At 61.2% G+C, this 22,796-nt stretch carries 21 protein-coding genes; 14 read left to right on the forward strand and 7 right to left on the reverse strand.

What is annotated here, in order from left to right:
- Nucleotides 1–268 precede the first annotated feature (268 nt).
- From DESPIG_RS09045 to DESPIG_RS09105, 13 genes are all read left to right on the forward strand, one after another.
- On the forward strand, nt 269–1,567 hold the full coding sequence (locus tag DESPIG_RS09045; protein WP_050760306.1) for a nickel pincer cofactor-dependent isomerase, group 22: 1,299 nt from the start codon (nt 269–271) through the stop codon (nt 1,565–1,567).
- Nucleotides 1,564–2,226: a GntR family transcriptional regulator gene (locus DESPIG_RS09050; protein ID WP_006007799.1), complete on the forward strand. Its 663-nt coding sequence runs from the start codon at nt 1,564–1,566 to the stop codon at nt 2,224–2,226. The genes DESPIG_RS09045 and DESPIG_RS09050 overlap by 4 nt, the downstream gene beginning before the upstream one ends.
- A gap of 35 nt (nt 2,227–2,261) precedes the next feature.
- Nucleotides 2,262–3,233: a hypothetical protein gene (locus DESPIG_RS09055; RefSeq protein ID WP_040369780.1), complete on the forward strand. Its 972-nt coding sequence runs from the start codon at nt 2,262–2,264 to the stop codon at nt 3,231–3,233.
- Nucleotides 3,230–4,048, forward strand: a complete 819-nt coding sequence (locus tag DESPIG_RS09060) for a phosphosulfolactate synthase (RefSeq protein ID WP_006007801.1) — start codon at nt 3,230–3,232, stop codon at nt 4,046–4,048. The genes DESPIG_RS09055 and DESPIG_RS09060 overlap by 4 nt, the downstream gene beginning before the upstream one ends.
- Before the next feature lies 1 nt (nt 4,049).
- Nucleotides 4,050–4,931, forward strand: a complete 882-nt coding sequence (locus DESPIG_RS09065; protein WP_006007802.1) for a branched-chain amino acid ABC transporter permease — start codon at nt 4,050–4,052, stop codon at nt 4,929–4,931.
- 10 nt (nt 4,932–4,941) lie between these two features.
- Nucleotides 4,942–6,759, forward strand: a complete 1,818-nt coding sequence (locus tag DESPIG_RS09070; protein ID WP_006007803.1) for a branched-chain amino acid ABC transporter ATP-binding protein/permease — start codon at nt 4,942–4,944, stop codon at nt 6,757–6,759.
- Nucleotides 6,746–7,462: an ABC transporter ATP-binding protein gene (locus tag DESPIG_RS09075; protein ID WP_006007804.1), complete on the forward strand. Its 717-nt coding sequence runs from the start codon at nt 6,746–6,748 to the stop codon at nt 7,460–7,462. Before DESPIG_RS09070 ends, DESPIG_RS09075 begins: the two co-directional genes overlap by 14 nt.
- A gap of 68 nt (nt 7,463–7,530) precedes the next feature.
- Nucleotides 7,531–8,649 carry an ABC transporter substrate-binding protein gene (locus DESPIG_RS09080; RefSeq protein ID WP_006007805.1) on the forward strand — a complete coding sequence of 373 codons (1,119 nt, stop codon included), beginning with the start codon at nt 7,531–7,533 and terminating at the stop codon, nt 8,647–8,649.
- 309 nt (nt 8,650–8,958) lie between these two features.
- Nucleotides 8,959–10,506, forward strand: a complete 1,548-nt coding sequence (locus DESPIG_RS09085; RefSeq protein ID WP_006007808.1) for an SLC13 family permease — start codon at nt 8,959–8,961, stop codon at nt 10,504–10,506.
- A gap of 63 nt (nt 10,507–10,569) precedes the next feature.
- Nucleotides 10,570–12,342: an adenylyl-sulfate reductase subunit alpha gene (locus tag DESPIG_RS09090; RefSeq protein WP_006007809.1), complete on the forward strand. Its 1,773-nt coding sequence runs from the start codon at nt 10,570–10,572 to the stop codon at nt 12,340–12,342.
- 14 nt (nt 12,343–12,356) lie between these two features.
- Nucleotides 12,357–12,683, forward strand: a complete 327-nt coding sequence (locus tag DESPIG_RS09095) for a 4Fe-4S dicluster domain-containing protein (RefSeq protein ID WP_006007810.1) — start codon at nt 12,357–12,359, stop codon at nt 12,681–12,683.
- 135 nt (nt 12,684–12,818) lie between these two features.
- Nucleotides 12,819–13,520: a Crp/Fnr family transcriptional regulator gene (locus tag DESPIG_RS09100; RefSeq protein ID WP_006007811.1), complete on the forward strand. Its 702-nt coding sequence runs from the start codon at nt 12,819–12,821 to the stop codon at nt 13,518–13,520.
- Between the two features lie 44 nt (nt 13,521–13,564).
- Nucleotides 13,565–14,449 (forward strand): histidinol-phosphatase HisJ family protein, encoded by an 885-nt coding sequence (locus DESPIG_RS09105; protein ID WP_006007812.1) that lies wholly within the window; start codon nt 13,565–13,567, stop codon nt 14,447–14,449.
- A 37-nt stretch (nt 14,450–14,486) separates the two neighbouring features.
- Here DESPIG_RS09105 and DESPIG_RS09110 read toward each other — a convergent pair whose 3' ends face one another.
- Nucleotides 14,487–15,389, reverse strand: coding sequence for a LysR family transcriptional regulator (locus DESPIG_RS09110; protein ID WP_040369781.1), 903 nt, complete (start codon nt 15,387–15,389; stop codon nt 14,487–14,489).
- Between the two features lie 161 nt (nt 15,390–15,550).
- Here DESPIG_RS09110 and DESPIG_RS09115 point away from each other — a divergent pair, with 161 nt between their 5' ends.
- A complete protein-coding gene (locus tag DESPIG_RS09115; protein WP_006007814.1) occupies nt 15,551–16,402 on the forward strand; it encodes an aldo/keto reductase in 852 nt (283 codons plus the stop codon).
- Nucleotides 16,403–16,481: 79 nt separating this feature from the next.
- Here DESPIG_RS09115 and DESPIG_RS09120 read toward each other — a convergent pair whose 3' ends face one another.
- The 6 genes from DESPIG_RS09120 to DESPIG_RS09145 form a co-directional block, all read right to left on the reverse strand.
- Complete coding sequence (locus DESPIG_RS09120; protein ID WP_006007815.1) at nt 16,482–16,985, reverse strand: AbrB family transcriptional regulator; 504 nt, start codon at nt 16,983–16,985, stop codon at nt 16,482–16,484.
- Nucleotides 16,986–17,266: 281 nt separating this feature from the next.
- Nucleotides 17,267–18,094, reverse strand: a complete 828-nt coding sequence (locus tag DESPIG_RS09125) for a prephenate dehydrogenase (protein WP_006007817.1) — start codon at nt 18,092–18,094, stop codon at nt 17,267–17,269.
- Entirely contained in the window at nt 18,091–19,461 is a 1,371-nt protein-coding gene (locus tag DESPIG_RS09130) for a 3-phosphoshikimate 1-carboxyvinyltransferase (protein ID WP_006007819.1), read from the reverse strand. Before DESPIG_RS09130 ends, DESPIG_RS09125 begins: the two co-directional genes overlap by 4 nt.
- Entirely contained in the window at nt 19,454–20,635 is a 1,182-nt protein-coding gene (gene pheA / locus DESPIG_RS09135; protein ID WP_006007820.1) for a prephenate dehydratase, read from the reverse strand. Before pheA ends, DESPIG_RS09130 begins: the two co-directional genes overlap by 8 nt.
- Nucleotide 20,636: 1 nt before the next feature.
- Complete coding sequence (locus tag DESPIG_RS09140; protein ID WP_006007822.1) at nt 20,637–21,620, reverse strand: 3-dehydroquinate synthase II family protein; 984 nt, start codon at nt 21,618–21,620, stop codon at nt 20,637–20,639.
- Between the two features lies 1 nt (nt 21,621).
- Nucleotides 21,622–22,419 carry a 2-amino-3,7-dideoxy-D-threo-hept-6-ulosonate synthase gene (locus DESPIG_RS09145; RefSeq protein WP_006007824.1) on the reverse strand — a complete coding sequence of 266 codons (798 nt, stop codon included), beginning with the start codon at nt 22,417–22,419 and terminating at the stop codon, nt 21,622–21,624.
- Between the last annotated feature and the right edge of the window lie 377 nt (nt 22,420–22,796).

Genomic DNA, 22,796 nt, shown 5'->3' on the forward strand with positions numbered 1-22,796 from the left:
CGCGGCTGGTAAAAGAGCCTTACAGGCGCATATGAAGAACCACCGGCTTTGCCGGTGGGTCACTTTTTTTATGGTTTTTTGCTCACTGGGGGCAAAAGTGCGAAACGGAGCATACGCTGACTTCAGTTAAGTATGCGTGTAGTATACTTAAAAAAATATTTTATAACAATATGTTATGAAATATTTTATTTTATGCTTGCCTTTGTTTTTGTCGTGTGTTTGTATGGAATACAGCTGGTATACAAATAAACCTCCACCAGGGGGGCGTATGTCCGTATCCATCCCACCACCAACGCTGCATTTTCCTGAAGTTCCTTTTCCTTTAATGGCACGCATCAGGCAGCGTTTCCCTGCCTCCAGCCTGAAGGATGTGCGCACTGCCACACGGCAGGAACTGGAGCTTTTGTTCCTTCCCTCCGACTTTCATCGCAAGCGTGTTGCCGTAGGTGTGGGAAGCCGGGGAATAGCCCATCTTCCCGTCCTGGTGGATGAGGTCATCACCTATGTGAAAAGACGTAATGGCGTACCGTTCATCGTGCCTGCCATGGGGAGCCATGGTGGAGGAACTGCTGCGGGGCAGCGAGCGGTACTGGCTTCATGTGGCATCACGGAAGAGAGCATAGGAGCGCCGATCATCGCAGGAGAAGAAAGCGTTCGTATCGGCACCAATGCCGCTGGCGTGCCGGTGTATTGCGATGCTGCTGCCTGGCAGGCGGACTGGCTCATCCCCATCAACAGGGTCAAGCCCCACACCCAGTTTCACGCTCCGACAGAAAGCGGTCTTTTAAAGATGCTGGTCATAGGCTTCGGTAAGGCCAAGGGGGCCGCCACTATACATGGTCACGGCACCAGGGGGCTGGCGGAATATATTCCGCTCAGCGCGGAGGTTTTTCTGCAGTCCGGAAAGGTACTTTTTGGTCTGGCCGTAGTGGAGAACCAGAGGCACGAGACCGCCCTCGTGCGCGCGCTGATGCCTGAAGATTTTTTCCCCGAGGAAAAGCGTTTGCTCTGCACGGCACGCCAGCTGATGCCTCGCCTTCCTGTGGAAAGCTTGGATCTGCTGATCCTGGATCGTATGGGCAAGGATATCAGCGGCCCGGGCATGGACAGCAGTGTCACTGGGAGGATCATGGCCAACGGCGAGCCGGATCCGCCTTTCCCCAGGATATCGCTCCTGGCGGTGCTGGGGCTGACGGAGGCTTCACACGGCAATGCCGTGGGCGTAGGGCTGGCCGACCTTATTTCTCATCGTCTCTGTCAGGCCATCGATGTACAGGCTACCTATCTAAACAGTATTTCAGGCGGTTTTCCCGTACAGGGAAAGATCCCCATGGTTATGCCTGACGACAGACAACTTCTGCAAGCTGCCGCCGTATTGCTTGGAGCGGAGTCCCTGGCGGATCGTCGTATCATCCATGCCCGGGACACGCTGCATCTCGAGGAACTTGAAGTTTCCACTGCCGTATTGCAAGAACTGGAGGGACGCACGGATCTGGAAGTATTGCGTCCTCTGGCCCCAATGGCCTTTGACTCCAATAACCTTTTGCTACCGGTGGAATATTTATGAGCAAGACGACGTCTGGCAAAGAAAAGTGGCATCCTCAAGATCTGTATCTTTTTTTACGCGAGGAGATCCTCTCTCAGAGACTGGAACCCGGCGCTTCCCTGTTTGAGCGCATGATTGCCGAACAGCACGGGCTGAGTCGAACGCCGGTGAGGGAAGCCCTTCTCCGACTGGAGGCCGAAGGCCTAGTCAAACGCTATCCCAAAATGGGGATGGTCGTTGCGGAGTTGAGTCTCAGGGATGTCATGGAATCCTTTCAGATTCGTCAATTCATCGAGCCGCCGGCAGCCGCCGAAGCCGCTAAGAAACTCCGCCCCGAGCCTTTGCGCGAGCTGCTGGAACAGTTTGAGGCCATGGGGGAACCGACGCTGACTGAAGGGCACGATGAAGAGCTGTTCGCGCGCCATAACCAGCTGGACACCAAGATGCATGATCTGATCCTGGCGGCCCTCGGCAACCGTCGTCTCATGGATTTGATGGATAACATGCGCAGCATTTGCCGGCGTGCACGCAATTTGGGGACTCCTATCCGTTTCGCGGAAAGCCGTGAAGAACATATCGCGATTTTAAAGGCCCTGCTTGCCGGCGATAGCGAATTGGCTCGGCAGACGATGAATACACATCTTGAGAATACGCGGCACAGGCTGATCTTGGCCGTATGATATGGCCCCCGCAGGGGGAACAGGAGGCGTTCGGCATGAAATCCAGAATCATGAAAGTTCTTGATGTTGTCGTGGCTCTATACTCAAACACGGATCTCATCAGGAAAGGAAACTATTTTTCCTTCACGGATGTGGAGTCACTTCATTCCGACTTTCAGACCATCGAGGACATTGTCGCTGATGTCCCCGTGGATGGGACCCTCATCATCCTTGACATGCCTTGTGCACCAGAAGTGCACGCTGCCGGGGATACCGTAGTGGTGCGGGGACCATTTGGCCAGCTTGAAGAAGCCATGCCGGACAAACGCTATACATTGTTGGGCAATCAGGGATTACTGTATCGCTTCCTTCTATACCAGCTGGAGAAGAAATATGGCATTTACAGCTTCCACGCCAACGCGCTTTACCACCGGGAGCGGAATGAACTCTTCGTCGTTTTTGGCGGCGCTGCTTCAGGCAAAAGCCCTGCCCTGATGGCAGGGTTATGCAACGGGCTCGAGGTGGTCGGTACTGAGCTCGTGCATTTTCGTTTGAGCGAACAAGGGTACACCTTTTATCCGAGCTCCTGCATGGACAATATCCGTCCAAGCTGCGTGTGGGAGGACTTCCCCGAACTGCTGGACAGACTGGATGTGCCGGATCCCCGCGGCTTTTCTTCACCGAGTTCCAAGTACTTGCTGAACATGCAGGCCTTCAAGACCAAAGGCCCGATAGAAAATCCCCGTTTGCGGCTCATCATCCCCAAGGTAGAGGCCGGACGTTCGCCTGTCATTTCGGGCAGGATCCTTGATGAAGGCGCCAAGACAAAAGCGCTTTTCGATAATCTTTCTGAAAAGATAGGCGCATCATTCACTATGTATAACTGCATGGCCTGCAACGGGTTCGACTGTTTGGAACTCAGCCGGAGACGATTGACGGCCGCCGGGGCCCTTCTGGAAGCCGCAGGCTCCCCCGCTGTGGAGACCTACCTTGCGTCGCCGCGTTATTTTCTGGAGGTATTGCAATGAGCAGCTGCCTTATGCCCATTTGGGGAGATGTGTTGACCGGACTCGGTATCCATCGTGAAAGCAAGCCTCGCCGGAGCGGTTTGACGTGTGTGCTCGACAAGCATCTCGGCATTGAAGGGACCAAGGAGTTGATCAGCGTGGCCGGTCCGTACGTAGACGTCGTCAAGCTGACTTCCCTGACATCTGCATTTTATGACCCAGATGTGCTGCGGGGCAAGATCCGTTTGCTGCGTGATGCGAATATCGATGTCTGCGCGGGCGGTACATGTACCGAAGTGATGTTGTGGCAAAAGGTGTATCCGGCATTTCTGGCCAAGGCCAAGCAATGGGGTTTTACGGGGGTCGAGATCTCCGACGGGACCATCGAAATGCCCGATGCTATGCGTCGCGAGGCCATCGACCGAGCCCTTGAGAGCGGATTCCGTGTTTTCAGCGAAGTGGGCCGTAAGGAATGGTCGCCGCAGACAGGGCTTGAGGATTTGGTATCCGATCTCAAGCGCGATCTTGCCTGCGGCGTGGATAAGGTCATCGTGGAAGCCATGGAAATAGGTCAGAGCGTGGGGATCATGGATGCCGAGGGCAACCCCAGCGAAGAAGGCCTCAGAGCACTTACCGAGGCGGCTGGTGGGCCGGAAAGGATCATTTTTGAAGCTCCGCTCCGCCATCAGCAGGAGATCTTCATTGACCGGCTCGGTACCAATGTCAATTTGGGCAACATCCCCCCCATGGAAGTCCTTGTCGTCGAGGCCACGCGCTGGAAGACGACAGGCATTCCCTTTATGACGGCCTATAGCGCCAATCCGACGGGGGCCTGATATGGATTGGACGATTAATATCCAGTTGCTTTTTACGGGCCTGGCCATGGGGTCCATCTATGCTCTCATAGCGTTGGGCATCGTCCTAATCTATCGGGCGGCGGACATCGTCAATTTTGCCCAGGGGGAACTGGTCATGCTCCCGGCTTTTGTAGCGGTGTACATGCTCAATTCCTGGGAGCTCCCTGCCTATGTCGTTTATCCGCTCGTGATTCTCTTTATGGGGGGCGTAGGCTATGTTTTTGAAAAGGTAGCCTATTATCCGCTTAGAAACAGGAGTTTCCTTCCTGTCATCATTAGCACCATCGGTGTTTCCATCTTTCTGAAGAACAGTGCCCAGTATGCCTTCGGGGCCTTGCCTCTTGTCATGCCCCGCCCGACCGATGTCGATTTGTTCGTGATTGGGGATATCGTGATTGATCCTCAGTACATCATTATCATCGTCACCACAGCCATCCTCCTTGTGGCGCAGCACTTTTTCTTTGAGCGCACCATGCTTGGGAAAATGATGCAGGCCACAGCCCAGGACAAGGAAGCTGCACAGCTGATGGGCATCCCGATTGCACGGATGATAGCCATCACCTTTATCTTCAGCACCATGCTGGCATGTGTGGCTGGTCTGCTGGTGGGGCCGCTTTTCTACGTCTCCAAGGAGATGGGGGGCATGGCCGGTCTGAAGGGGTTTTGCGGCGCAATCATCGGAGGGTTTGGTTCCGTGTCCGGTGCCATCCTTGGTTCATTGTTCCTGGGGGTCATGGAAGTCTATCTGGCATTCTATGTGTCCACAGCCTACAAAGACGCCTTTGCCTTTATCATCATGATCATGGTGCTGCTGTTCTGGCCACAAGGCCTGTTTGGAGAACGCATTGCCCAGAAGGCCTAGGAGGGCGCATATGAACAGAAGCTTGCATCAGTACTTCTATGTCCTAGGGGCGATATGCGTCATTTTCCTTATCCCGCACATCGTTTCCGAAAATTATTGGCTGAATTTACTGAATCACTGCTGTGTGATGAGCATCGCCTGCTTGGGATTGAACATTCTCCTGGGCTACACGGGCCAGATCAATCTGGGACAGATGGCCTTCGTGGGGATCGGTGCCTATACCTCGGCCCTGCTTACGGTGACTTTCGGCATCCCCGTATGGCTTGGGATGCTCTGCGGTGCGGCCATGGGGGGGATCTGCGGCGTCCTGCTGGGCGTTCCCAGTCTGAAGCTTTCCGGTCATTATCTTGCAGTGACGACCATCGGCTTCGGTTTCATTGTCCAGCTCATTCTCATCAACTGGATAGAAGTGACTCACGGATCGGACGGTATTCCACAGATTCCTGTCCTCGACCTTTGCGGTATCTCCTTTGATGACGAAGAAAAGTATTTTTACTTTTCCGGCAGTATGGTCGTTCTACTCACATGGGCCATTACCAGGCTCAAGGATTCACGTATAGGACGGGCGATGCTTGCCGTACGCCAAAATGAGATGGCAGCAAGCACGAACGGCATCAACGTGACATCCTGCAAGATCGTCTCCTTTACCTTGTCATCGGCATGCGCGGGCCTGGCGGGTGCCATGTTCGCTCACGGCGGTGCGCATTATATCAGTCCGGATACGTTTTCCTTTGAGCAGTCCGTCCTTTTGCTGGCCATGACGGTCCTGGGTGGGGACGGCTCTGCTTTGGGGGCAGTGTTTGGCGCTACCCTGCTGACGTTGCTGCCTGAATCCCTGCGTTTTCTGCAGGAATCCTACATGATGTTTTTTGCCGCGGCCATTGTGCTGATCATGATTTATATGCCCGGTGGCATTGCCAATTTGCTGGTACAGCTTCCTCAGGTACGAGCTTGGCGCAAGCGACGCCAGCAAGACATGAGCCGAGAACTGGAGAAAGAAGAGGGCAAGCCGGTATGTCTGGAAAAGCCGTTGCAAAGGGCGTGCCCTGACAATCAGGTGCTGCAGATCCGGGATCTTGCCATGTACTTTGGCGGCATCAAGGCTGTCGATGGGCTGAGCATGAGTGTCGGGCGGGGGACCATCCATGCCCTGATTGGTCCTAACGGCTCAGGAAAGACGACAGTCATCAACATCCTCAGCGGACTGTACAGGCCTACCCGGGGAAGCATCTCCCTCTGCGGGCAGGAGGTCTCCGGTCGCCTGCCGCATGAGATCACCCGTCTTGGTATCGCCAGGACGTATCAGAACATCCGCCTTTTCGCCGAGATGACAGTGCTGGAGAACGTCATGGTTGGGCGGCATTGTCTGAGTCATGCCAATGTGTTCAGCAGTATTGTCCATACGGCTTCCCAGCGGAGAGAAGAGGCCGCCTTGCGGCGGCAGGCCATGGAGATGCTGCATTTCGCCGGTCTGACAGGCCTGGAAAATGAAGAGGCGGGCAGCCTTCCTTACGGTCGGCAGCGGATGCTTGAGATCGCCCGGGCCTTGATGGCGCAGCCGGAGGTCCTGCTGCTGGACGAACCGGCAGCAGGCCTCAATCCTTCAGAGACGGCGGACCTGCGTGAACTGTTGCAGCGCATCCAGGGAATGGGGATCACTATCTTACTGGTGGAGCATGATATGGAACTGGTGATGAACGTTTCCGATGTGATCACGGTGATTAATTTCGGCCGTAAGATCGCTGAAGGCAACGAGTACCAGGTGCGTACCCATCCTGAGGTCATCTCCGCCTATCTCGGCCAGGAGGAGTGCAATGCTGCGCATTGATTCACTTACTGCCACGTATGGTGCCGTCATGGCGCTTTCGGATGTCACGATACGTATAAATCAGGGGGAGATAGTTTCTCTGCTGGGAGCCAACGGCGCAGGAAAGACGACGCTTATCCGCGCCATAACGGGTCTGATCTCTCCCAAGTCAGGTTCTATTACCTTTCTGGATGAGGACATCACCGGCAGGCGCCCAGAGAAGATTGCTGCATTGGGAATCGCCTGCGTCCCCGAGGGACGGCATATATTTCCCGGCCTTAGCGTCGAAGACAATCTGCTTTTGGGCTCCATTTCCCGCGGAAAGGTACCTGCGGACGAAGTGTCAGCCGATATGGAGGAGATCTACCGGATCTTTCCTATTCTGGCGGAATTCAGAAAACGTCCTGGCTGGCAACTCTCCGGTGGACAGCAGCAGATGCTGGCCATAGGACGTGGTCTGATGGCACATCCCAAGCTCCTCCTTTTGGACGAGCCTAGCCTGGGGCTTTCTCCCGTCCTGGTGCAGGAGGTCTTCCAGGTCATCAAGAATATCAATGTGGAACGCGGTGTTACTATCCTGCTGGTGGAGCAGAACGCTAGGATGGCCTTGTCGATCGCCGCGCGTGCGTATGTGCTAACCACAGGATCCATCGTTATGGAGGATACCTCCTCAAATCTTATGGAGAATCCTGAAATGAAAAAACATTATCTTGGAGGTGCGTAGAAGAAGTGTAGGCGTGTCATGGAAGTAAAGGCATCATGAAGATGTATTTGTAACAAAAGGAGCTTCCTATGCTGAAAAAGATACTGCATGTATTGGTGGGTGTCCTGGGCATCTCCGTTTGTTTTTCTGGCAGTACGTTGGCTGCCGAGCCCGTGCTCATCGGCATGAATACTCCTGTCACCGGAGCAGCTGCCGGGGAGGCTGTCTATTTTATGAAAGCCGCCAAGCTGGCTGAAAAGCATGCCAATGCTGCCGGCTACAACATCAAGCTGCTGATCCAGGACAATCAGTCTACGAATCCCGGTGCGCTGGCTGCGCTTAACAAAAGCATAGAGCAGGATCATATTTTTGCCCTGCTTGGCCCCATCAAGAGTACACAGGTCCTTGCCATTTCTGACAGGGTGAAGCAGACCGAGCTGCCTACCCTGATTGGTGGGACCAATGTCAATCTGACGCAGCAGGGTAACCCCTGGCTCTTCCGTTGCCGCCCCGATGATTCCATCGTGGTCAAGGTCATGCTGAAATACATCAAGGAAGACATGGGCCTGACGAAGATTGCTGTGCTGCATGATGCCGATGCTTTCGGCACGGGAGGCGCCGACCTTATCGACGACCTGGCCCCCAAGGCCGGCCTGACAGTGGTCAAGCGTGAAAAGTACACGACGAAGGACAAGGACTACACCGCACAACTGCTGGCTTTCCGGGTGGCCGGGGCAGAAGTAATGATCCATTATGGTACGAATGCCGAGGATGTGGCCGTCTGCCAGCGGCAATATCGCCAGCTGGGCCTGCCCTATGCGTACATTGGCTCTCCCTCCAGTGCCGTCAAGGATACCATCCATCTGGCCGGCAAGGCCGCCGAAGGCATTCTGGCCATTGCAGACGCCACACCTGGGGGCAGTCCTGAATATACGGCTTATAGTGAAGCCTACAAAAAGGAATACGGTGAAGAGATGGATGCCTGGGCGGCGTGGAATTATGACGCGCTGATGATCCTTGCCAAGGCTATCCATGAGGTAGGGCCTGACAGGAACAAGGTCCGCGAGGCGATCCTGAATTTGCGGGATTACCGCGGTGTCTTGGGGATCTATAGCTTCTCTCCCAATGGGGATGGCCGCCATTCTGCCTGCGTGGTCGAGGTCAACAAGGGGCAGCCTGTGCTTAAGAAGGTCGTCACTGTCGACTAGCCCATATGGTCATAGGACCTGATTCAAACGATGTGCGTATCCCGGTGATTTTTTATCGGGATACGCAATTTTTTTAGAAAAAGGGACGTTCTTGCAGGCAGCAGGTATGGCCAGTGTCGTGCCATGCTGCCAGGTGGGGGACATCTGGCGTTTCAGGCATATCCTATGAAGCTCAACAGGGCAGAGCCCGTAAAGTACATGCTCCTGGTCTTTTTTTCACGAACTATCGGCGGGCTGATAGATTGAGAATTTTTTCCCAGATAGGTTGCAGGCAGATGTTCCGTTTTGTCATGAAAAAAGGAGTCTGCCATGCCTGAGCAAACCTCTGCCGGTTCCGGTTCGTTTTTGCAGTACCTGGCCGGGAACCTGCGCCGCAACGGACGCAGCCCCGTGCGTGTCTACACGGGCTTCGTCATCGCCTGGGCGCTCTTTTTCCTTTTCTGGACCGTGCTGCCGCCCTTCCCGGGCCTGACCCACAACGGCATGGCCGTGCTGGGCATCGTGCTCTGGGCCAGCGTCATGTGGGTCAGTGAGGCCATGCCCACGGGCATCACCGGCATCTCCATCCCCACCCTGCTGCTCATCACCCAGGCCATCCCCTGGCAGGGCGGCAAACCGCCCATGTCCATCATCTTTGCTGGGTTCACCAACCACGTCATCTGGCTGTGCCTGTTTGCCTTTTTGGTGGGGGCCGTCATGCAGCTGGTGGGCCTGGACAAGCGCATCGCCCTGGGCATCCTGGCCCGGCTCAAGGCCTCCAGCGTGGGCCGCGTCATCTGGGGCATGTTCTTCGTGAACATCGTGCTGGGCTTCCTGGTGCCCGCAGCCAATGCCCGCGCCGCCACCCTGCTGCCCGTGGTGCAGGGCATCTGCCGCCTGCTCGGTGATACGCCGGAAGAACGCGCCGCCAAGAAGGCCATCGTCATCCAGTCCCTGGTCTACGGCTCCATGATCTGCGGCATGTTCATCATGACCGCCCATCTGCCCAACATGATCATGGTGGGCATCTTCGACAAGGCGGGCTTCAGCAACCTCAACTACCTCAACTGGATGCTGCTGCAGGCTCCCTATCTGGGCATGTTCGCCCTGACGCAGGCCTGGATCCGCTGGCACTTCGGCACGCGCAAGGTGCACATCGCCGGCGGGGTGGAGGCCCTGCAGAAGAAATATGACGACCTCGGCCCCATGACCATGCCCGAAAAGGTGCTGCTGGGCATCTTTGCCCTGGCGGGCATCATGTTCATGACCGGCAAGGGCAGCTTCATCGCCGAGCTGCACCACCAGCCCCTGGGCGTCATCGGCCTGCTGGGCATGCTGGTGCTCTTTGCGCCGGGCCTCATGCCCTGTTCCTGGAAGTCCGTGCAGGAAAAGACCATCTGGGGCACCTTCCTGCTGCTGGGCGGCGCCATGACCATGACCACGGCCATGACCCAGTCCGGTCTGGCCCAGTGGCTGGCCGACCACATCCACGCCTGGGTGGTGGGCATGAGCTGGTGGCAGGCCATCCTGACCATGATGGTGGGCACGCACATCATCCGCCTGGGCATGCTCTCCAACGTGGCGGCCGTGGCCATGCTGGCGCCGGTGGTCTTTGCCATGGCGCCCAAGCTGGGCCTGCACCCCGTGGCCTTCACCATGCTGGTCTGTGACACGGACACCTTCGCCTACATCCTGCCCACCCAGATCACCGCAGCCGTCATCGCCCACGGGACGGACACCTTCTCTTCCACGGACTACGCCCGCGCCGGCTGGGTCTCCGTCTGTATCGCCATCGCCTACGGCCTGCTGGTCATGGCCCCCTGGTACGCTCTGTGGGGCATGCCCGTCTGGGACGCCAGCGCCCCCTGGCCCTTCTAGCTTTCCGCCGACCTGCCGGGGCGGTATGTCCCCGGCTCCAACAGCTTTTTACAGGAGAACATCATGGCCAACATCCCCGCGGCGCACATGCGCCAGTTCACCCCTGAAAACCTGGACGATATCGAGACCGTCGTCGTCGAGACCGACCTGCTCATCATCGGCGGCGGCAACGCCGGCTGCTTCGTGGCCACGGAAGCAGCCCTGGTGGACCCCAATGTCCGCGTCACCATCATGGAAAAGGCCGAGATCATGCGCTCCGGTGCCTGTTCCGCCGGCATGGACGCCATCAATACCTACATCCCCGAAGGCAAGACCCCCGAAGATCTGGTGCGCTGGAGCCGCGCCCAGGTGGGCGGCGGTCCCCTGCGTGAGGATCTGGCCCTCTCCAATGCCCGCGAACTCAACGAGTCCGTGGACGATCTGGAGCGCTGGGGCCTGCCCATCCTGCGCGACGAGCAGGGCCGCATCCGCTACCGCGGCAAGTGGGACATCTCCATCCACGGCGAGCAGCTCAAGCCCATCATGGCCGAGAAAGCCCTGGAGAGCGGCGCGGACGTCTACAACCGCGTGACGGCCACGGCCCTCATCATGCACGAAGGCCGCTGCACCGGTGCCATGGGCTTTGGCGTGCGTGACGGCAAGTTCTACATCTTCCGCGCCAAGGCCACGGTGGTCAGCACCGGCGGGGCCGGTACCCTGTACAAGTCCTATACGGCCGACAGCACCGACAGCGGCGCGCAGATCTGGATGTGCCCCTACTGCGTGGGTACGGGCTATGCCATCGGTTTCCGCCAGGGCGCCGAGCTCACCAGCCTGGAACAGCGCTGGGTGGCCACGCGCACCAAGGACTTCTGCGGTCCGGTGGACACCATCTCCGTGGGCTACGGCGCGCCCATCATCAACGCGCACGGTGAGCGCGTCATGAGCCGTTACGAACACCTGGGCGGGGACGCCGCGCCGCGCTACATCCGCGCCAACGCGCCTATGGAAGAATGGCTGGCCGGTCGCGGGCCCTGCTATTGCGACACCACCCACCTGACCCCCGAAACGGCCAAGGCCATGATGGAGGACTACCTCAACGAACGGCCTTCCTTCGTGCTCTTCCTGGCCAGCCGCGGCCAGGACGTCACCCGCGAGCCCATCGAGATCTACGGTTCCGACCCCTACATCCTGGGCGGTCATACCGGCGGCGGCTTCTGGGTGGACATGCAGCGCATGACCACCATCCCCGGCCTGTTCGCCGCGGGCGAGACCGCGGGCGGCAATCCCAACAAGTTCGTGGGCGGCTGCTGCGCCGAAGGCAAACTGGCGGCCCGCGGGGCCATCGCCTACATGAAGGATCTGGAACTGCCGCCCCTGGACATGGCGGCCGTGGAGCAGGAAAAGGCCCGTGTCTACGCGCCCCTGCTGGCCCGTGACGAGGACGGCGTGCGCCCCGTGGAGATGAAGGAACGCCTGCAGCGCCTGATGGACGAATACGCCGGCGGCGTATCGCAGTTCTACCGCACCAACGAGGAGCGTCTGGACTACGCCCTGAAGCACATCGCCATGCTGCAGTCCCAGTTCGGCTATCTGCGTGCCCGCGACCTGCATGAACTGATGCAGGCCCACGAGACCATGGACAGGGTGGATGTGGCCGAGGCCGTGGTCCATCACCTCAAGGCCCGCAAGGAGACCCGCTGGGCCGGCTGGCAGACCCGTTCCGACTATCCGGAACGTGACGATGCCCATTTCGACTGTTTCATCGAATCCCGGCGCGATCCCGCCACGGGCAAGGTGGAGACCTTCACCCGTCCGTACGAGCAGCTGATCCCCGGTGACCGTTATATCGCGTAAGCAAGGAGCCAACCATGCCCCCGAGAATAGATCCGAACAAGTGCAACGGCTGCGGCGGCAAGCCCGAGACCGCCTGCGAGATGGTCTGCCCCGGCGACCTCATGATGCTGGACCCCGAGACGGGCAAGGCCCGCTGCCGGGCCACCGGCGAATGCTGGGACTGCATGTCCTGCATCAAGGTCTGTCCCACCGGTGCCCTGCAAACGCGCATGCCCTACCAGCTGGGCTACTACAAGGCCAGCCTGCGCCCCATCATGGGCAAGGACTGCATCACCTGGAAATGCCGTGATATTGACGGAAATGAATATACATATAAGTATGTCAACAGGATACGTCACTAGAACACGACACGGCTAAGGCCGGGTCCGGAAACGCGCTGCCGGTGCGCCGCAATGTCAGGTTGCGGCGTACCGGTTCCGGCGTCTGTACGGCAGACAGGGAACGCCTTTTCACGGGCCTGGTGCACGGGAGGAGGCATGCGCAGTTTCTGGCATCTGGAAAAAGGGGATTTCTTCGACGGCATAGAAGAGTGCAAGGAACACTTCCTGCGCAGTGCCCAGCGCATCGAGCTGAAAAAGAACGACATCGTTTTTTTTGAAGGCGATGCGGGCGGGGCCTGTTTTTATGTGGCGTCGGGGCTGCTGCGCATCTTCTGCGTGACCGAGGCCGGCAAGGAGTCCACCTTTTTCCTGCGCACCGCGGGCGAGATCTTCGGCCTGTCGGAAGTCCTGCAGGATCTGCCCCGCAAGGTCAGTGCCCAAGCCCTGGCCGCTTCCGTCATCTTCCGTCTGGACAGGCAGGCGTTCGATGATCTGCTGTCCCGCAATTACGCCCTGGCACGACGGGTCATCACCGTCATGGGCAGCCGTCTGCGTTATCTGGGCGACAGCCTCAGCGCCCAGACCTGCGATGTCCGCCACAGGGTCGGCCGGCTGCTGCTCGCGCTGGCACACGAGAGCCTGCGAGACCCGGCCGCCTGGGAACAGCCGCTGGCCCTGCCGGTCAGCCTTTCGCAGGGCCAGATGGCGGCCATGGTCTGTTCCACGCAGCCTACGGTCAGCGAGACCCTGCACCAGTTGCAGGACGAGGGCCTCATCGACATCCGCGGCCGGGGCATCGTCATCAGAAGGCCGCAGGCCCTGCTGGCGGCCCTGGAATCTCCTGCGGATCGCGCTTGAGTCCTGCCACGCTCCGGCTTAAGGTGTCCGCCGGAGGAAGCACCATGCTGGCAGACCTGCATACCCACACCAACACGTCCCACGGGCACCACAGCGCCGCCGAGATGTACGAGGCCGCCGTAACGGCCGGGCTGGACCTCTTCGGCCTGAGCGAGCATTCCCCCCTGCCGGAGGAATACGCCTGCAAGCTGTATGTGGCGGCGTTCCCCGGCAATTTCCGTCAGTTCGTCCAGGACGTGCAGGCCCTGCGGCAACGGGAGCTGGAGCGGGAGGACAGGCCGCTGCCCCTGCTGGGCGTGGAGCTGGACTGGCTGCCCGATTACCCCAGGCACATGTGCCGTTTCCTCACCTGCTGGCCGTTCAGCTATGTGATCGGTTCCCTGCATTATGTGGGGCTCTTCCCGGTGGCGCGTCCCAATACCTGGACCGACGGCCGGGAGGCCGCCTATGCCCGTTACCGGGAATATTATGAAGAGATGGCCCGCATGGCGGCCAGCGGGCTGGTGAATGTGGCCTCGCATCCCGACTTCATCAAACGGGCCTCCTACGGCCTGTTCCATGAATGGCTGCGCGAAGAGGGCAGCCTGGATCTGGTGGCCGGTGCCGTGCAGGCCATGGCCGACAACGGGGTCATCATGGAAGTCTCGTCGGCCGGGTTGCGCCAGCCTTTTGCCGAGCCCTATCCCTGCCCGGCCATCATGGGGCTGGCCGCCGACTTCGGCGTGGACATCTGTCTGGCCTCCGATGCCCACGACAAGGCCGACGTGGGTGCGGGGCTCGCTGCCGTGGCCCGCTACGCGCGTTCCTACGGCTTCCGTTTCGATACCCTTCCCCTGCGGCCGGAGCATATCTCCACCCGGCCCGCCGTGCTGGCGCAGGCCCTGGACTATCTGGACGGCCCCCTGCCGCGCCTGCGTTTTTCGTTGTAGCTCTGTCGCCAGAGAAAAGCATCCATTCCTCGTCGTTCTATTTGCCGGCTTTCTTTCCGCTACGCCGTCGTTCCAAGACAGCCAGAAAACGGCGGACATGTGGGTAGGGCTCCAGAGGGTACAACAGGCCGTAGGGGACGGAAAAATCCCAGTCTACCGGGATGCTGACAAGTGACGGATGTACGTCTTTCCAGCATTCGAGGCTCAACAGGATCCGGTTGGACGGACAGGCGTTGAACACATCGATATCATAGAAGCGAGACGTGTCTTCGATGTCTATTTGTGGCTGCCGCTCCAAAGCGTCCCGCAAGCGGTCCACGGAAACGGAATCCCCGCGTGCCCCCATTATCAGGCATTCTCCGTACAGGTCTTCCAAGCGTAGCTTTTTCTTCCGGGCGAGACGGTGCCCCTTGGGAACGGCACAACACAGGCGATAGCTGCCGAGGCGATAAAAGTTGCAGCGGCTCAGCCATGCACTGGAATCGCATGCCCCTGTGAGAAAGTCGAATTTGTCGCCCAGGGCCCCGATTTCCGCCAGTATGCCGCCGCGTGCATCTTCAAAGGGGACGATGTGCACGGCATACCGAGGGAAAGCATCGCCTATCTCACGCCAGAGATCCATGAATATCGTGCAGGGGTTGAGCAGGGATGCCCCTACCCGGAACGCCGAGGTGCCTGATGTAGCCAGGCGTCGTGCCCGGGCAACAGCTTCGCGAGAAAAATCGAACAGGCGCTGGGCGTCTTCGTAGATGGAGCGCCCTGCATTGGTCAGGCACACACCTCGTGAGGAACGTTCCAGCAGCACCAGTCCCAGGCGATCTTCCAGTGCGTTAATCTGCTTCATGACGGCATGGGGGGAGATGAAAAGTTTTTCGGCTGCCCGGGTAAAGCTGCCGCAGTCTGCCACGCAGACCAGTGTCCTGAGTTGACTGTTGTACATGAGGTGCCCCTGTATGAGCTTCAGGTTGATGCTGCACGAGCATATTTGCCATTCTCCCACAGACTGGAGCGTCCTATAAGAGGAACGGATTCACTTTGGGGAGGGGCATCCTGCGTGTATTGGAGGGCCCCGGCCCTCCTTTTGTCCGCAGGAGGAATGTCATGCAGTATGTTACCTTGGCCAACGGTGTCAGGATGCCCATTCTGGGCTTCGGCGTCTATCAAATAGAGGATGCCGCACAGTGTGAACGGGCTGTGGCCGATGCCTTAGCGGTGGGGTACCGCCTTGTGGATACGGCGGCGGCCTATCTCAACGAGGAGGCCGTAGGCCGGGCTATTCGCAAAAGCGGCATCGCCCGGGAGGATGTGTTCGTCACCACCAAACTCTGGATACAGGATGCCGGCTATGAAAGCGCCAAGGTGGCCTTCCAACGTTCTCTTGACCGGCTGGGACTGGAATATCTGGACCTGTATCTCATACACCAGCCATTCAATGATTATTACGGTGCCTGGCGGGCCATGGAGGAATTGTATCGGGAAGGGCGCATCCGGGCTATCGGTGTCTGCAATTTCATGCCGGACAGACTCATAGACCTCATGAATCACAATGAGATTTCTCCGGCCATCAATCAGGTGGAGGTCAACCCCTTCTGCCAGCGGGTGGCCGACCAGAAACTCATGGAATCCAGGGGAGTCAGGATGCAGTCCTGGGCACCGTTTGCTGAAGGCCGCAACGGCCTGTTCCAGAATTCTGTCCTGAAGGAGATCGCGGCTAGATATGGCCGCTCCGTGGCGCAAGTGGTACTGTGCTGGCTCGTGCAGCGTGGGGTGGTCTGTATCCCCAAGTCCATCCACCGTGAGCGCATCGAGCAGAATTTCCAGATCTTTGATTTCGTACTGGAGGATGCCGACATGCGACGCATCGCGGCTCTGGATAGCGGCAGGAGCTGTTTCTTTTCCCACTATGATCCGGAGATCGTGAACTGGCTGGGGACGGTCCGTTACGATATTTAGGCCGTTGCCGCAGGCTTTGCCGATGTCCCGGCCCTGGAGAGGGGAGACCTTTCCGGGCCGGGCTTTTTTATGGCCGGTATCAGCTGTGCGGCAGCAGGCGGTGCAGCAGCCAGCTCAGGAGAGGCGCCAGCAGCAGGACGGTGTACAGGCGCACCAGATGGAAGGCCAGGACGGCGGGGGCGTTGGTGCCCAGGTCAGAGGCCATGCCCACCACGGCCTGCAGGCCGCCGGGGCTGGTGGCCAGGATGGCGCTGCCCGCGTCCAGCCCGGCCGAGCGGCAGATGAACCAGGCGCCCAGGGCCCCGGCCACGATGAGCAGGGCCGTGGAACCGAACATCAGGGGCGCCATGGCGCGGATCTCCAGCAGGGTGCCGCCGGTCATCATGTTGCCGACCATGACACCGATGGCGATCTGGGCCCCCAGCTGGAACAGGCGTGGCGTGTCGGCCTCCACATGTCCCAGCATCTTGACGGCCAGGACGGCCACCACGGCGCCCAGCATGGCACCGCCGGGGATGTGCAGGAAGAAGAACAGCAGGCCGCCCGCGATGCCGCAGGCGATGAGGAGCAGGAAGGTGGTCATGGTGCCTCCGTAGGTTGCAGGGGAGGGGACCATGATGCGGCAATAGGGGAGCGGCGGTCAAGGTTGCGTGGGCAACGATTTTTCGGGGCTGCCGGAACGGGATGATGGCCGTCACGCGGCGGGGGGAGCGAGGCGCCGGGGCAGGGGGCCGGTGAGAACGCGGGGCGAATCGGCCTGCCCGCGACGGGCGCGGCCGGTCCGTGCCGCCGGAGACGGCCGCAGGGTGGGACAGAAAAAAAGGGGAAGGGAAGCGCTTGTCCAGGATGCTCCCTTCCCCGCTGTCATTTTTTCCACCACCACTGCGCGCGGCGGCAGAGCAGTTCGATATCACCGGCGGCGGCCACGTTGAGCATCTTGCGATACTGGCGCACGGCCTCATGGCTGTACGGATTGGCCTCGAAGAGGCCGGTGAACATGGTGCCGTCCTCGGTGAGCATCTTCTCTGCCGCGTGCAGGCGGCGGCGGAAGGAGGGGGTGATATAGGGCAACAGGTCTTCCTGCCCTGCCAGCAGGGCAAAGTAGGCCAGGTTGGTGATGAAGTTCATGTTCTGGACGCGGGCCATGGCACGGTCGTGCTCGTCGGCCGTGGCCCGGAAGGTGCCGCACCCCAGGGCCCGGAAAAAGGCCTCCACCAGGGCCGTGTCCTCTTCGCGGGCCGTGCGGCCGGGCGTGACGGTCACGGGCAGGCCGTCCTCATCGGGCGTGGCCGGGCCGAAGAGCGGGTGCGTGCCCACCACCGGGCCGGGCCAGATGGCTTCCATCTGTTGCAGGGGGCGCACCTTCACCGACGTGATGTCGGCCAGGATGGCCGTGGCAGGCAGATGGGCGCAGACCGTGGCGGCCACGTCGGCAAAGACGGCCGCGGGCACGCAGAGCAGCACCAGGGCGGCGTCCTTGCAGGCCGGGGCCAGCACCGCGTCCGTCAGGGGCACGTCCACGCCCCGCATGTCCAGACCGGCGGCCGTGCCGCGGCGGCAGAGCATGGCGCCCATGCGGCCCCGGCAGCCTACGACGAGCACGGCACGCCCCTGCAGGGAGGCCGCGGCTTTCGCGGGCACAGGGCCGGTGTCGTCCCCGTCCGTCCTGGGCGTCGTGGTGTCCGGGCTCACAGCAGCGGCTCCCAGACCTTCCAGAAGGTGGGGAAGGACTTGCGCACCACCAGCGGATCGTCCAGAAGGGCGTCCATGCGCTTGCCGTAGGGCAGGCCCAGCAGGGCCAGGGACATGGCGATGCGGTGGTCGTTGTGGGCCGAGAAGCGCGCGGCCTCGTCCCAGGCCGGGCCGTCGGGACCCAGACCGTGGACGGTCAGGCCGTCGTCATGCTCGTCCACACGCACGCCCAGACGGGCCAGCTCGGTGGCCGGGGCGGTGATGCGGTCGGATTCCTTGATGCGCAGATGGGCCACGTTGCGTACCCGGGTGGGACCCTGGGCAAAGGCGGCCAGCACGGCCACCGTGGGCACCAGATCCGGGCAGTGGCCCATGTCCACGTCCACGCCGCGCAGGGCCGAAGGATGCACGGTGATGGACGTGCCCTCCACCTCGGCGCGGGCGCCCATGGCGCGCAGGATGTCCAGCATGGCGCGGTCGCCCTGCAGGGAATCGGCCCGCAGGCCGTCCACACGCACGGGACGCTTGCCCAGGGCACCGGCGGCCAGCAGATAGGAGGCCCCGGACCAGTCGCCTTCCACCTGATAGCTGCCCGCGCGGTAGGTGCCGGGCTGCACGGTGATGCGCAGGCCGTCGGGACGGGCGGTGCGCAGGGCGCGCCAGCCGCCGTCGGGCAGGACCTGCCACGGGCCGTCGGGCTCGCGGGTCTCCACGCAGAAGCGGATGCCGAAATCTTCCAGGCAATGCAGGGTCAGGCCCACATAGGGCCAGGACACGGCCTTTTGCCCGCCCAGTTCCACGCACAGGGGCGCCGGGGCCAGCGGCGCTGCCAGCAGCAGGCCCGAGAAATACTGGCTGGAGGCATCCATGCCCAGGCGAACGCGGCCGCCGTTGCGGGCGGGATCGAGGCCCGCGGCCCGCAGCAGCAGGGGCGGACAGTCGGGACGCTGCTCGAAGCGCACGTCCGTGCCCAGGGCTTCCAGGGCGCGGGTCAGCTCGTCGATGGGCCGTTCATGCATGCGCGGCGCACCGTGGATGCGGAACAGGCCGTGACCGGCGGCCAGCACGGCGGTCAGCAGGCGGCAGGTGGTGCCGGATTCGTGCACGTCGCAGCTCAGGGGCGTGTCCGTGCCGCCCCGGGGACGGCCGTCCATGCCGGTGACGCGCCAGCCGCCCTCCTCGGCGGGCAGGGCCTCCATGCGGGCACCGGCGGCGCAAAGGATGGCGCGGGTGCATTCCAGGTCGCGGCTGTCCAGCACATGGTGCAGCTCGGAAGTGCCGTGGGCCAGGGCCGCGCCGATGCAGTAGCGGTGCGAGATGGATTTGGAGGCCGGGGCCCGCACGCAGGCGGTATCTGGGCTAGGCATGGCTGTCCTCCACGTCGTCCAGGCCGATGCGGTCCAGCTGCGGTCCGGTGGCGTAGCTGCCCAGGATGCGGAAGCTGGTGCAGGTTTCGGCCAGCTTCTGGAGCAGGTCCTCATACTGGGGGGCGGTCAGGTCGCATTCCACGTCCGTGAAGAAGACATACTTCCAGCACTGGCCGCGCAGGGGACGGGACTCCAGCTTACGCATGTTGATCTTGTGCTCGGCCAGCAGGGAGAGCACGCCGGAGAGCGTACCGGACTTGTCCGGCAGGGTGAAGAGCATGGAGGTCTTGTCCGCGCCGGTATGGCCGGGCACGGGAGCGGTGCGCGGCAGCTTGTCCAGCTGTCCCACGGGCTTGGGGCCGATGATGACGAAGCGCGTCCAGTTGCCGGGCTCGTCCTCGATGCGGCGGGCCAGGATGGAAAGGCCGGTCATGTCGGCCAGCTTGCCGTTGCCGATGGCCGCGGACTGCGGATTGGCGGCGGCCATGCGGGCCGCGGCGGCGGTGGATTCCACGGGGATGAGGCCCGCCTGGGGCAGGTGGCTGCGCAGCCAGCCGCCGCACTGGGCCAGAGGCTGGGGATGCGAGTAGACCGTGGTGATCTCGGCCAGGCTGGCGGCGTGGCTCAGCAGGCAGTGCGAGATGGGCGAGAAGAGCTCGGCCTGGATATGCACGTCATACTTGAGGAACAGGTCGAAGCTGACGCCCACGGTGCCCTGCAGGGAATTTTCCAGCGGCACCACGCCCAGCTCGCAGCGGCCGGAGTGCACGTCGGCGAAGACCTGCGGCAGGTCGTTGCAGGGGTGGAAGCTGGCGGCATGGCCCAGGTACTCCACGCCGGCAAAATAGGAGAAGGTGCCTTCCGGGCCCAGATAGGCCACGTTCTGCGGGCGTTGCAGGGCGCGCGACGAGGAGAAGATCTCGCGCCAGATGGCACGCAGGTGTTCTTCGGGCAGGGGACCGTCGTTCTTGCGGGCCAGGCCGTCCAGCACTTCGCGCTCGCGCAGGGGCTTGAACACGATGCCGGGGTCCCCGGCCTTGATGCGGCCCACTTCCAGGCTCAGGGCGGCGCGGCGGTTGAACAGCGCCAGCAGTTCCTGGTCCACGCTGTCGATCTCGCCGCGGATGGCGGTCAGGCGCTGGGGGGCGTCGGAGGGGGAATGTGCGTCGGCCATGCTACACCTCGCGGATCTCTTCCTGGATGCGCATGCCGAAGTGGCGGCCTGCCTGATCCAGGCGGCAGAGCACCGTATCGCCGGGCTTGAGGCTGACCACGCTCAGGGGCGTGCCGTCAGGGGCGGTCAGGCGGATGGTCTCGGCGTTCTGCAGGAACACGGCGCCGCGCTTGGGGCCTTCGGGGGTCTCGGCCTCGGCTTCCACCAGCAGCATGGGGCGCACTTCGATCTTGACCCGGCCCACCGTGGCCACGCTGGTCTGGCCGTCGGCGTCCACGATGAGCACTTCCTGTCCCGCGGCCAGTTCGCCCAGGTAGCAGGTCTTGTCGTGGGGCAGGCGGGCATAGGCATGCACGGCCCCGGCGTTGACCCTGAAGGGACGGGCGGCCACATATTCGTTGTGTTCGGTCTCGGCATGGACAAGGAAGGTGAAGGCGCTGGAATTGCCCACCAGCATGCCCTGGCCGCGCTTGAGCAGGGAAAGGGTGTCGGCGCAGACGCGGTGCCCCAGGCCTACGGGTTCCACACGGGTGATGACGGCTTTCTGCAATTCCTCGCGCCCCTGCGAGATCTTGCACTGGGCCACGATGGCCTTGAGTTCGGCCAGGGCCTCGGGCAGGACCACGATGCCGTCCACGCCGCGCTCCAGGATGCCGGCGGCCAGACGGGCCTCTTCCAGGCTGCCCGCCTCGGCCAGCACGTTGTCGGCCTGGGCCAGCAGGTTCTCCACGGGGATGATCTCCCAGCCGCGGGCCAGGCAGGCGGTCTCACCGGCCTTGAGGCGAGCCAGCAGGGCCTCCTCGTCGGCCTTGACGTTCAGCGGCACGCTGGCCACGTCCTCGCAGGCCCAGACGGTGCAGCGGGAAAGGGCGGCCACTTTCTCCACCTGGGCGCGGGGCACGATGACCCCGTCCACACCGGATTCCAGGGCCAGGGTCACGTCGGCCTTGCTGAACGGTTCGCAACGGTAGTAGATGCGGGCCATGCTATTCTCCCACGATGGCCAGGGCTTCTTCCACCGTGGCGTTCTCATGCACGATGGCGCGCAGGGCACGCACGAGCTGGATGCGGTTGGGATGCTGGAACACGTTGCGGCCCATGGAGATGCCCGCGCCGCCGGCCTTGATGGCATCGTGCACCATCTGGAGCACGTCGCGGGTGGATTCCATGCGTTCGCCGCCGGCGATGACCACGGGCACGCAGCAGGAAGAGACCACGTCGGAGAAGCTTTCCATGTCGCCGGTGTAGGGCACCTTGACGATGTCCGCGCCCAGTTCCACACCCACGCGGGCACAGTGGGCCACCACGTCGGGAGCGAAGCCGTTCTTGATGGCCGGGCCGCGGGCGTACATCATGGCCAGCAGGGGCATGTGCCAGTCGTCACAGGCGGCGGCCACGCGGCCCAGGTCGGCCAGCATCAGGCGCTCGTTGGGATCGCCCAGGTTCACATGCACGGAGACGCAGTCGGCGCCGTGCTTGATGCCTTCTTCCACGGTGCCCACCAGAGTCTTGGTGTTGCCCTGGGGAGAGAGCATGGTGGAGGCGGACAGGTGGACGATGAGGCCCACGTCCTTGCCGGCGTTGCGGTGCGAGCAGCGCACCAGGCCCTTGTGCATGAGCACGGCGTCCGCGCCGCCCACGGCCATGTCGTTGACGGTCTCGCGCATGTCGATGAGGCCGTCGACGGCACCGATGGTCACGCCGTGGTCCATGGGAACGATGATAGTGCGGCCGGTTTCACGATTGATGATGCGTTCCAGACGAACCTGTTTGCCAAGGTACATGGGATCTCTCCTTGTGGAATGGAGCCGTTCCGGCGGCGCTGGATACAAAAAAAGGGCCGCCGGCTGTATGCCTGCGGCCCCGAAACTCTCTGACAGAAGATGTCAGCAAAGCTCCTGACCACAGGCTCCGCTAAAGTACGCAAAATAAAACCAACTAAAGCAAAAGCCGGTAGCAGCGTAGCAGGAGGTGGCAGGAACGAAACGGGACATCTTCAAAACTCCAACAGTTTCCACGAACGCTACGCCGCAGCCCGGGGCTTGTCAAGAGCCGCTCGTGAAAAAAATGCCTCCCGCCGGAAAATAACGGAGGATAATTTTTTATCCTATTGTTTTTATTTATCTAAAAATCATTCTTTGCATAAGGGGAAGCCGCCAGG

This window comes from Desulfovibrio piger ATCC 29098 (genome assembly GCF_000156375.1).
Lineage (GTDB): Bacteria > Desulfobacterota > Desulfovibrionia > Desulfovibrionales > Desulfovibrionaceae > Desulfovibrio > Desulfovibrio piger.